Origin of the sequence: Streptomyces barkulensis, from assembly GCF_002843305.1 — a bacterium.
GTDB lineage: Bacteria > Actinomycetota > Actinomycetes > Streptomycetales > Streptomycetaceae > Streptomyces > Streptomyces barkulensis.
Map to the genome: position 1 here is coordinate 80,291 of NZ_PGSG01000114.1, position 10,348 is coordinate 90,638.

The 10,348-nt window shown below is 66.7% G+C and carries 10 protein-coding genes; 6 read left to right on the plus strand and 4 right to left on the minus strand.

The window, feature by feature from the left end; genetic code table 11:
- Positions 1 to 290 precede the first annotated feature (290 nt).
- A complete protein-coding gene (locus tag CUT83_RS26500) occupies positions 291 to 1,115 on the plus strand; it encodes a C40 family peptidase (protein WP_101258354.1) in 825 nt (274 codons plus the stop codon).
- 95 nt (positions 1,116 to 1,210) lie between these two features.
- On the opposite strand, the gene CUT83_RS26505 is transcribed toward CUT83_RS26500, so the two are convergent.
- Complete coding sequence (locus CUT83_RS26505; protein WP_101258355.1) at positions 1,211 to 2,506, minus strand: geranylgeranyl reductase family protein; 1,296 nt, start codon at positions 2,504 to 2,506, stop codon at positions 1,211 to 1,213.
- A 182-nt stretch (positions 2,507 to 2,688) separates the two neighbouring features.
- Positions 2,689 to 3,381, minus strand: coding sequence for a demethylmenaquinone methyltransferase (locus CUT83_RS26510; RefSeq protein WP_101258356.1), 693 nt, complete (start codon positions 3,379 to 3,381; stop codon positions 2,689 to 2,691).
- Between the two features lie 253 nt (positions 3,382 to 3,634).
- Between CUT83_RS26510 and CUT83_RS26515 the strand changes: the two genes are divergently transcribed.
- Positions 3,635 to 4,276 (plus strand): permease prefix domain 1-containing protein, encoded by a 642-nt coding sequence (locus CUT83_RS26515; RefSeq protein WP_093852077.1) that lies wholly within the window; start codon positions 3,635 to 3,637, stop codon positions 4,274 to 4,276.
- A gap of 13 nt (positions 4,277 to 4,289) precedes the next feature.
- Here CUT83_RS26515 and CUT83_RS26520 read toward each other — a convergent pair whose 3' ends face one another.
- Positions 4,290 to 4,622 (minus strand): PadR family transcriptional regulator, encoded by a 333-nt coding sequence (locus CUT83_RS26520; protein WP_093852076.1) that lies wholly within the window; start codon positions 4,620 to 4,622, stop codon positions 4,290 to 4,292.
- A gap of 105 nt (positions 4,623 to 4,727) precedes the next feature.
- Here CUT83_RS26520 and CUT83_RS26525 point away from each other — a divergent pair, with 105 nt between their 5' ends.
- The 4 genes from CUT83_RS26525 (at position 4,728) to CUT83_RS29895 (ending at position 9,215) form a co-directional block, all read left to right on the plus strand.
- On the plus strand, positions 4,728 to 5,147 hold the full coding sequence (locus CUT83_RS26525) for a hypothetical protein (protein WP_093852075.1): 420 nt from the start codon (positions 4,728 to 4,730) through the stop codon (positions 5,145 to 5,147).
- A 588-nt stretch (positions 5,148 to 5,735) separates the two neighbouring features.
- Positions 5,736 to 6,173 carry a WXG100 family type VII secretion target gene (locus tag CUT83_RS26530; protein WP_093852074.1) on the plus strand — a complete coding sequence of 146 codons (438 nt, stop codon included), beginning with the start codon at positions 5,736 to 5,738 and terminating at the stop codon, positions 6,171 to 6,173.
- Positions 6,170 to 8,440: a WXG100 family type VII secretion target gene (locus tag CUT83_RS26535; protein ID WP_093852073.1), complete on the plus strand. Its 2,271-nt coding sequence runs from the start codon at positions 6,170 to 6,172 to the stop codon at positions 8,438 to 8,440. The genes CUT83_RS26530 and CUT83_RS26535 overlap by 4 nt, the downstream gene beginning before the upstream one ends.
- Before the next feature lie 163 nt (positions 8,441 to 8,603).
- Positions 8,604 to 9,215, plus strand: coding sequence for a hypothetical protein (locus CUT83_RS29895; RefSeq protein ID WP_139238178.1), 612 nt, complete (start codon positions 8,604 to 8,606; stop codon positions 9,213 to 9,215).
- A 170-nt stretch (positions 9,216 to 9,385) separates the two neighbouring features.
- On the opposite strand, the gene CUT83_RS26540 is transcribed toward CUT83_RS29895, so the two are convergent.
- Entirely contained in the window at positions 9,386 to 10,192 is an 807-nt protein-coding gene (locus CUT83_RS26540) for a transposase family protein (RefSeq protein WP_101256294.1), read from the minus strand.
- Positions 10,193 to 10,348: the final 156 nt, after the last annotated feature.

The window sequence follows — 10,348 nt, forward strand, 5'->3', positions numbered from 1 at the left end:
GCCGGCACGGCAAGATCGTGAATCCGTGCTCAATCTGTGACCTCCGCCACGTCCGCCCCTCGCGGCGCGGGCCCGTCTTTGCGCGACGACGACCGCCCGTGCTAGGCGCACGGAGCGAAGTGGATCAATCGGACAATGTCATGGTCACGGCCCCTTAACAGGGCAATGATCGACTTCCGGGAGAGCCCTCCGGAGCACCCCGCTCCGGTCAAAGTGGTCGCGTACACGCCGAGTGTGGCGTAACACACCTTTGTTGAACGGAACCTCCCACGGCTGATAGCCGTGGTGACATGTCCCAGACCGCCCACATACCCAGCCACCGGAAACCCCGCAGAGCCGGCAGGAACCCCCTGCTGCGCACGGGCGTTGCCGGTGGCGTCCTCAGCACTCTCGCGGTGACCGCCGCGGCCGCCCCCGCCTCCGCCGAGGAGCGCCGGACGGCCGCCGACACCGCCGAGATGCCCGTGATCGTCCCCGACGCGGCCACCGGCGCCCTGCGGGCCGCCGACGCCAACCGGACGGTCGCGACCCGGTACGAGACCGAGGCCGCACGGGCCCTGGCCGCCGAGCAGGCCATGGACCGGGCCGGAGAACTGGCCGAGAAGAAGAAGGCCGAGGCCGAGCGCAGGGCGGCGGAGGCCGCCGAGGCCGAGCGCGAGCGCGCCGCCCGGGAGCGCGCGGCGCGCGACTCCCGGCGCACCTCCCTCAGCGCCGCACCCGCCGAGAACGCCGCACCCGCCACATCCGCACCGGCCGGCAGCGGCAACGCGGCGACCCTGGTGAACTTCCTGCGCGCGCAGGTCGGCAAGGCGTACGTCCTGGGCGCCACCGGCCCGAGCGCCTACGACTGCTCCAGCCTCACCCAGGCCGCCTTCCGCCAGATCGGGGTCAGCCTCCCGCGGACCTCACAGCCGCAGTCCACTGCGGGCACCCAGGTCTCCCTGAGCAACGTGCGGCCGGGCGACATCCTCTACTGGGGCAGCGCCGGCAACGCCTACCACGTCGCCGTCTACATCGGGAACGGCCGCTTCATCGGCGCCCAGAACCCCTCCACCGGCGTCGTCGAGCGCGACATGAGCTACGACATGCCGACGGGCGCGGTGCGCGTGCTCTGACGCCGCGCGGCGCGCGTACGGCACGTACGCGTACACGGTGAAGGGCCGTCCGGTCTCCCGGACGGCCCTTCACCCGTCTCCCGCTCGCCCGCGCGCTACGCGCGCGGGGCGACCTTCGTCAGCCCGTTGATGATGCGGTCCATCGCGTCGCCGCCCGTCGGGTCCGTCAGGTTCGCCAGCAGCTTCAGCGTGAAGCGCATCAGCACCGGATGGGTCAGACCGCGCTCGGCCGCCAGCTTCATGACCCTGGGGTTGCCGATCAGCTTCACGAAGGCGCGGCCCAGCGTGTAGTAGCCGCCGTAGGTGTCCTTGAGGATCCTCGGATAGCGCCGCAGCACCAGCTCGCGCTGGGCCGGGCTCTGCCGGGCGTGGGCCTGGACGATGACGTCGGCCGCGATCTGCCCGGACTCCATGGCGTACGCGATGCCCTCGCCGTTGAACGGGTTGACCATGCCGCCCGCGTCACCGACCAGCAGCAGTCCCCGCGTGTAGTGCGGCTGCCGGTTGAAGGCCATCGGCAGGGCCGCGCCGCGGATCGGGCCGGTCATGTTCTCGGGCGTGTAACCCCACTCCTCGGGCATCGAGGCGCACCACGCCTTGAGGACCTCGCGCCAGTCCAGCTCCTTGAAGGACGAGGAGGTGTTGAGCACGCCCAGACCCACGTTGGAGGTGCCGTCGCCCATCCCGAAGACCCAGCCGTAGCCGGGCAGCAGCCGGTCCTCCGCCCCCCGCCGGTCCCACAGCTCCAACCAGGACTCCAGGTAGTCGTCGTCGTGGCGCGGCGAGGTGAAGTACGTGCGCACGGCCACGCCCATCGGGCGGTCCTCGCGCCGGTGCAGGCCCATCGCCAGCGACAGCCGCGTGGAGTTGCCGTCCGCGGCGACCACCAGCGGGGCACGGAAGGAGACCGGCGTCCTCTCCTCGCCCAGCTTCGCCTCCACACCGGTGATCCGGCCGGTGCGCCCGTCGGTGATCGGCGCACCGACGTTGCACCGCTCGTACAGCCGCGCCCCGGCCTTCTCGGCCTGCCGGGCGAGCTGCTCGTCGAAGTCGTCGCGCCTGCGGACCAGTCCGTAGTCCGGGTAGCTCGCCAGCTCCGGCCAGTCGAGCTGGAGCCGGGTGCCGCCGGCGATGATCCGCAGGCCCTTGTTGCGCAGCCAGCCCGCCTCCTCGGAGACGTCGACGCCCATCGCCACGAGCTGCTTGACCGCACGCGGGGTCAGCCCGTCGCCGCAGACCTTCTCCCGGGGGAAGGCCGTCTTCTCCAGCAGCAGGACGTCGAGCCCGGAACGGGCCAGGTGATAGGCGGTGGTGGACCCGGCGGGGCCGGCCCCGACCACGATCACATCGGCGCTGTGCTCGGAGGCTGCCTTCGAGGGGGACTCAGTCACGACGGACTCCCGCAAGACTCGGTATTCAACGTGCCGGTCGCGCCGGGCACTGGACGGATGCAGTCTATGCAGGGGCCTTCGGCCCGCCGGGAACAGGGATGCGCGGGCGAACTCCCGCTCCCGTGCCGACGATCGCCCCGCGCACCCGGTCCGTCCCGTCCCGTCCTGCCCCGTTCCAGGTCCTACGGGGCGAACCCCCGGTGCAGGGCGACGATCCCGCCCGTCAGATCGCGCCAGGCGACCTTCTCCCACCCCGCGTCCTGGAGCCTGCGGGCCAGGCCGGGCTGGTCGGGCCAGGCGCGGATGGACTCGGCGAGGTAGACGTAGGCGTCCGGGTTGCTGGACACGGCCTCCGCCACGGGCGGCAGGGCCCGCATCAGGTACTCGGTGTAGACGGTGCGCAGCGGCGCCCAGGTGGGGTGGCTGAACTCGCAGATCACCACCCGCCCGCCGGGCCTGGTCACCCGCAGCATCTCGCGCAGCGCGGCGTCGGTGTCGCGGATGTTGCGCAGCCCGAAGGAGATGGTGACGGCGTCGAACGCGTCGTCGGCGAACGGCAGCCGGGTCGCGTCCCCGGCCGTGAACGGCATCCACGGCTCGCGCCTCTTGCCCTCCCGCAGCATCCCGAGGGAGAAGTCGCACGGCACGGTGTACGCCCCGGCGGTCGCGAACGGCACCGACGACGTGCCCGTCCCGGCCGCCAGGTCCAGCACCCGCTCCCCCGGCCGCGCGTCCACCGCACGGGCGACCTCGCGCCGCCACAGCCGGGCCTGTCCGAGGGACAGCACGTCGTTGGTGATGTCGTACCGGGCCGCCACCTTGTCGAACATCGCGGCGACTTCGTTGGGCTGCTTGTCCAGGGATGCGCGCGTCATGTGCCCATCCTCCCAGTCCCACCCCCCTGCCCCCGCCCCGGCTCCCCGGCTCCCCGGCCGCTTCCTTCCGTACGGACAGCGCGCCTCCGGCAGGACGGCCCCCGGGCGTGCGAACCCTCCGGCGCCCCTGCAGGAACAGCCGGGGAGAGTCAAGGACATCCCGGGGATCCTTCCTCCCGGCCGTCCCCTCCGGCGCCTACACTGGGCGGGGCTTACACGACCGCGCGGGCTCAGGAACTGTCCGGGGGGACGGGTGATCGACCGGTACGTCACCGAGCTGAGCCGGACGCTGCGCGGCCCGCGAACGGCCAAGGCCGACCTGCTCGCCGAAGCTCGCGACGGGCTGATCGACGCGGCGGATGCTTACGAGGACTCCGGTCTGAATCGGGAGAGCGCCGAGCGGCAGGCCGTCGCGGACTTCGGTCCCGTACACGTGGTCGCCCCGGACTACCAGGCCGAACTGGGTCTCGCCCAGGGCCGGCGCACCGCGATACTCATCTGCGCGGTGATGCTGACTCAGCCCGTGGCATGGCGGGTGATGCAGACCCTCACCAAAGACGCCCCCGGCGGGCACGGCGGCCGCGGCTACGAACTGGTCGACGCGGCGGCCCGCTGGTCCGGCGGCATCACCATCGCCCTGGGACTGGCGGTGCTCTTCGCGACGGGCACGGGAGTGCGCCGTCTGGGCTCCCCGCGCCTGGTCGCCCGCGTCACCGGGATCTTCGCCTTCACCGTCTGCGCCGTCTTCGCGGTGCTGGGGCTGCTGCTCACCCTGTCCGACCCGGCCACGCACTCACCGCTGAGCCCCACCGGGCTGCCGAGCACCCTGGTGGTGCTGGGCATTCCACTGGCCGGTATCGGGGTGGCCGGCCGCCGCTGCCTGAGCGCGGCCTGACCAGCCGGCCGGGTCAGCTGGAGGCCGTACCGGGGCGCAACACGCCCTCGACCACGGCGGCGAAGTCCCGCCATTCCGAGCGCTCGGTGTCCAGAGCGCGCCTGCCCGCCGCGGTCAGCTCGTAGGTGCGACGTCGGCGTCCGCCGACCATTCGCCACTCACTCCGCACGTATCCGGCCCGCTCCAGCCGGCGCAGTGCGGGATAGAGCGACCCGGTGGGCAGTTCCAGCGCTCCCCCGCTGCTCTCCCGGAGCGCCTGCATCACGGCGTAGCCGTGCAGGGCTCCCTTCTCCAGCGTCGCCAGGATCAGGGCATCGAGATGCCCTCTCACCGCATCAGGCTTCATGTAGCCAATCTACATAATGTGCTAGCGTAGGCTTCCTACATGTAGACAGCCTGACTTGTATGACGGTCCAGCGGCACACGACCGAGCACCGGGAAGGAGCATCCGATGTCCACGACGGACACGCGCCGAGGTTCCCTGCGGCAGTTACCCTGGGTGCTGATCGTCGCCCTGGGCGCCTTCGCGCTCATCCGGCCGGTACTCAGCATCGCCGGTGCCTACGATTCCGGGCCGTTGGAGAAACCGGTGGGTCCCGTCCTGCTCACGGTGCTGATCGCCGTGATCTGGGTGGGCGCCGCGGCGGCGCTGCGCGTCCCCCGGCCGGTACCGACCCTCCTGTTCGCCGGAGTGGCCTACGGAGTGCTCGCACTCCTCCTGAACCTGGCGCTGCAGCCGTTCCTGGAGGACGCCGAAGTCCCCCCGGTGCCCGGGATGATCGGCATACTGTTCTTCAACTCCCTGCTGGGTGCGGCGCTGGGACTGATTGCCGCGGGCCTCCAGCGCGTCCTGCACCGCACCGGCGGCTGACACGGCACCACCCGTGTACGCATCGGCTCCATTCCGGCGCCTCGGAAAACCACCCGGCCGTGGCCGACCGTCATTCCCGTCGACCGGGCCCTCCCCGGAACCACGCCGTGAGCCGACGCCCACCCTGGCCCGCTTCCCCGCCGAAGTGACCGCCGAGGCACTCGGCAGACACCGCCCCCGCCCTGCGCACAGGCTGCCGGGGGCCGATTGTCCAACCCCGCCTTCGCGGCCCCACTTCCCTCCTGCCGCACAGGGCTCGGTCTTCCGGCCGCAGGACGAACAACGCCCCCATACTGTTCCCGGAACGGGCGACGCCTGCGCCCCCACGCACCCCACAGCACACTGCCGTCCCGGGACACGCCGTCGGAACCGACAGACGGCGCCCTGAAACCCCAGGCATTCCCCCCGCCCCGGCCCCGGTGGTGCCGGCCGCACCGTCAGGTCACGCGACGAGGCACATCACGGGGCGAACATGCCTTCTGGGCCCCCTCCTCGACACAGGCTGTGTCCGAATCCTTTGCCTCACCATCAGCAGGACCGGTACACAGGGCACTCACAAGTGTCCGCACTGTGACCAGAGGAAGCACCATGTCGTTCGACGAAGAGTGGGACCAGCTCGTGGCCAAGGCCACGCGCGAGCAGGCGACCCGCACCCGCCTCAACACACTCGACGGGGACGAGGGCGGTGGCGGCACGACCAAGCTCCTCCACGTCACCCCGAACGAGCTCACCAAACGCGCGGGCAGGACCGACACCATCCGCGGCAACTTCGCCGACGCGGACAACGCAGTCATCGAGAAGACCAAGGAAGTTCCCGGCGGGCTCAAGGGCTTCAAGTCCGCCACCGCGTTCACCACCTTCCAGGAACGCTGGGAGGAACAGATGAAGTATCTCCAGGGACTGCTGGACAGCGGAGTGGCCAAGCCCCTGCGCGCCGCGGCCGGCGAACTCCAGCAGGAGGACGGCGACCGGGCCAAGGTGATCGACGGTCTCAAGATGGAGGACGGGAAGGGTTCGGACAAGTGACACTGAGCTACAGCACGGTCAAGGAGGCTGACCTCACACCGCTGTCGGAGGCTGTGGCCAAGTGGCGGAACCTGCCTGGCAAGTTCACCACCATCGCCACATCCTTCAAGACCGAGGTGTCCGGTGCCCTACTCGCTTCCGACTGGGAGGGGGAGGCGGCGAAGGCCGCGTTCAAGAAGTTCGATCAAGTGCAGAAGCAGATGGGGAACGCCGCGGAGGAGGCCGGTGACGTCCACCGGCTGCTCGACAGCGCTCTGGAAAGCTTCCGCTCCGCCCAGAAACGACTCCGGAACGTCACCGACGAGGTCTCCGAGGACAGGAACCTCAAGCTCTCCTCCGCCGGGCTCGTATACCTGGACCCGGACGACAAGAAGAAGCCCGAGCGGCTCGCCGTCCTCAAGCAGGCCTACGAGGACGTGATCCGCGGGTACAACGACCGCATCAAAGCGGCCCTCGATGACGCCACCGAGGCGGACACCGCACTTCACTGGGCGCTCTCCCAGGACCCCAACGGACGCTCCCCCGGCTTCCACCCCGACATGTTCCGCAGCATCCGGGAGGCCCAGCAGGGACAGGGCCGGGCCCGCAAGGACGCCGACACACTCGTCAAGCTCACCTCTCTCGGTCCCGGCATCACCGACGAACAGCTCGAACAGTTCAACCGCCTGGCCCGGAAGCACGAAGGCGACCCCTACTTCGCCGAACGGTTCGCCGTCAAAACGGGCCCCGAGGGCACTCTGCGCTTCTGGCAGGGCATCGCCGACGCCCGTCCGTCCAGCAGCGCAGCAGAAAAAACCCTGGCGGGCATCCAAAAATCTCTTTCCCACACTCTCGCCACCGCCTCGCATTCCCAGAGCGAAGCCATGCAGGAGTGGAAGGAGAAAATGGTCGAACTCGGGAAAGAACGCATCTATTTCACCCACTCGGGCGCGACGGCGAACCTCCCGAGCCAGGGGTCCTACGGTTTTTCCATCATGAGCAGCTTGATGCGCCACGGCGAGTACGAAACAGAATTTCTCAAAGAGTACGGCACTGAACTCTACTACTTCGAGAAGGAGCACAAGGGCGACCTCGAAGATCTTTGGCATGTCGATGACCACAAAGCCCGCCTCAATTTTGGGTCCGATGAAGGAAACGACCCCATGTCCGGTTACCTGGAGGCCCTCGGCCACAACCCGGAAGCTTCCAAGGCGATGTTCAACTCAGTGCCCTGGGCTGTAAACGGGAACCATGAGAACAACCTCAGCCCGTTCCTCGATTACCTGATGCGTGAACGTGAATGGCTCCAAGACCCGACTACGGGCGAAGAAGCCCAAAAAGGGTACGGGTACGATGAACTTGGGCACGCCCTGGAGTCAGCGACCCTCGGTTTCCCGTACGATCGCCCCGATCTTGGCCTGAAGCGCGACGAGGCGACGGCAAACGTCATGAGTCAAGTTGTCGCACTTGTCAGCACGGACGTGAGTTTCGCCTCCGACAGGCCCGGAGTGGGAGACAGTTTGGCAAGGATGGGGGCTGGCTACATCGACGACCTGAATTGGGCAGTCTCTGATTTCGGGGAAGCGGATTACACAGAAGAGGCAAGGAACTCCGCCTTCCGCCATAAAGAAGGGGGCGGCCACTTCAGTGTAAATGCCAGCACTGCCGAAAGGTTCCTCGCTTCTGCCGGAAGAGTCGAAGGTGGATACGAAATACTTGCATCAGCTCAACAGGAGTACGTCGCATCCCTGATGAGAGTGCAACCCGGGCCCAATGATGAGGCGAAACTTATCCTCGAATCAGGATCCAAGTTCAACGGAGTGATTGACGGTGCGCGAACCTTGGACATCCTGAACACATATGAGGACAACAAGGAGGAGGCGGAGCGCAAATTGACCGAGGCTGCGGAGTGGGAAAAATTTGCCGTCAGCCAGGGAATCGGCTTGGGTGCCGGACTTCTGACTCTTCCTTTTGGAGGCCCTACCACTTCTGCAGCGGTTGCTTTCGCGGTTCCCGCTGTGGTGGAAGGGGTGGCGAGCGCTACGGAAACCCAATACGAGGTGTCCCTGAATCGCCAGATAGAGGAAAGGATGGAAAAATTCGAGGAAGAAAACAGGGTCGATGCTATGGAGTTCTACGATCGCGGGAAAGTCCGGTCCGTGGACCCGCTCGACGCCTTCGTTGTCGCTCATGAAATTCCACCAGGCAGCTCTTGGCTTCAGGAGATCAACCTTGAGGACAGGTACGACACTGGAAGGAACGACATTGCACCTCTATTTCGAAAATAATACGAGCCGCCAGCGAAGCACTTAGAAATGGGCGAAGCAACCCCAGTCGAAAGCACTCGGCCAGATCCCGAAAGTTGAACACCCGTCACCTCGAAGATGAAACCCTTAGAGAGATTATCTGGTGAGGAAGAAAATTTTTCGATTGCGCATCACCTTCTCCTTGGTGGGCATCATTCTGATGGCGTCATCTTGCTCTAGCGGAGACCGGGGAAATTCAGTTTCCGCACAGGATGTGTGCGGCGGGCTGGCAGAGAAAGCCGCCTCAGCCGTGAAGGAAATTACAGCGGCAGAGAAGTTCAGAAAAGACTCCGTCGGCGACGGCGGTAAGTTCACGGACCTCCTCTTGTCCGACCTGAAGGAAGAAAGAACAGGGAAGAGAAGAGAGTTCTGCCGAGTCCACCCCGTAGAGGGGAAAGGAGCACCTGTTCCACGCATTCATTTCGAAATAATCAGTCGAGACAACATCCCTCCTGACAGAAAAACGGCAGTCGTCGGCGAGAAGGATTTCCCGTTCGCTCTACGGGCGACTTCGACTTACACCTCCGCTGAAATATATTTTGAGTGCCACTCAAGTAGCACAAGAAGAAACAGCAGAGAACGCCCTGTAGTGCACGGAAAACTTTCCTACGGCCCTCGACTCGTTGGGGGCGAGGGTGGTTTGAAATCAATCCAATTGCACATGGACATACTTCAGCATGTGGCCCGCAATGTCGCGAGGGAATTGGGATGCGGTGGTCACGGGGGCATCCCGGAGTCGGATGGGCCTAGGGAGTAAAAGGCGAAAATAGAGAAAGACAAGTTCAAGGCTATCGGGAAGTCTCGCGCTGCATCCCCTCTCTCCGCCTACGCAAAGGCTCATGACATCCCCAGCGACGATCCATGGTTTGCAGAGCGCAGAAGGTCCATAGAACTTTACTACGGTAAGTGAGGTTTTCTCATCGGTGATCACTTCCAGATCCCGTTGAGAACGAGAGCTGCTCTGGCGATGTCGCCGATCCGGTTGGGGCTGAGCGTGACGTGCTGCAGGGCCCGCCATCGCTGCTTGAGTTCGGCGGCAGTGCGCTCGCCCAGGGCCCGGACATGCCGCAGCAGCATGTTGAGCATGCGGGTATCGGCGTGAAGTGCCTGCTCGGACTGGCCCTTTGGGCGGCGGACCGGGATGCGGATGCCGATGCCCGCGCCGATGTAGCCCTTGTCCGCCAGGGTCGGAAGGCCCTCGGCGGCCTTGTAAAGGGCGGGCAAGGCGTGCAGGCGGGCGGCGGTGATGTCGGGGACGCTGCCGGGCTCGACGTCGGAGACCCACAGGGGGGTGCCGTCCGGAGCGGACAGGAACTGGATGTTGCCGCCGAACGCCTTGTGCTTCTGGCTGAACCACAGGTCGTTACCGTTGTCCCGGAGGCCGGCGAGGCGGTCGGACTCGATCAGTGTGCCGTCGAGGATCACGTGTGTCATGCCTTCACCTCGGCAGCGGGAGAGGACCTCGTGCAGGTCCGGGGCCTGGGCGGAGAGGACGTCGATGCCTTCGTGCAGGTAGCGGTAGCCGGTGGCCTGGGAGATTCCGGCGTCACGGGCCAGGCAGTGCACGCAGCCGCGCTCGCGGAACCAGCGCAGAACCAGTACGGCCTGGCGGAACGGGCCCAGCGCCCGCGAGCCGCGCGGCGTGCCGATGCGTCGTCGGTGTGCGGCCAGCAGGCGGGACAGGTACTCCACGACATGGCGTGGGACGTCGAGCGTGGCAACATAGGTGACCAACGTGAAGCCTCTGGTGGTTACGGACATGATCTTGTGGTGAGACCTGTCCTACCAGGGGCTTTACGTCTGTCCAGAGCCGGGGCCGCCCGGCCCGATCCACCCGGACCTGCACCGATCAGCCCACTTCGCGGAGATCATTTCGCTGAGAAAACCTCA

What these genes read in the sequence shown, in the direction of transcription:
- CUT83_RS26525 (WP_093852075.1), top strand. Translation starts at nt 4,728, where the DNA reads ATGTCCACGACGGACACGCGCCGAGGTTCCCTGCGGCAGTTACCCTGG.
- CUT83_RS26530 (WP_093852074.1), top strand. Translation starts at nt 5,736, where the DNA reads ATGTCGTTCGACGAAGAGTGGGACCAGCTCGTGGCCAAGGCCACGCGC.
- CUT83_RS26510 (WP_101258356.1), bottom strand. Translation starts at nt 3,381, where the DNA reads ATGACGCGCGCATCCCTGGACAAGCAGCCCAACGAAGTCGCCGCGATG.
- CUT83_RS26500 (WP_101258354.1), top strand. Translation starts at nt 291, where the DNA reads ATGTCCCAGACCGCCCACATACCCAGCCACCGGAAACCCCGCAGAGCC.
- CUT83_RS26520 (WP_093852076.1), bottom strand. Translation starts at nt 4,622, where the DNA reads ATGAAGCCTGATGCGGTGAGAGGGCATCTCGATGCCCTGATCCTGGCG.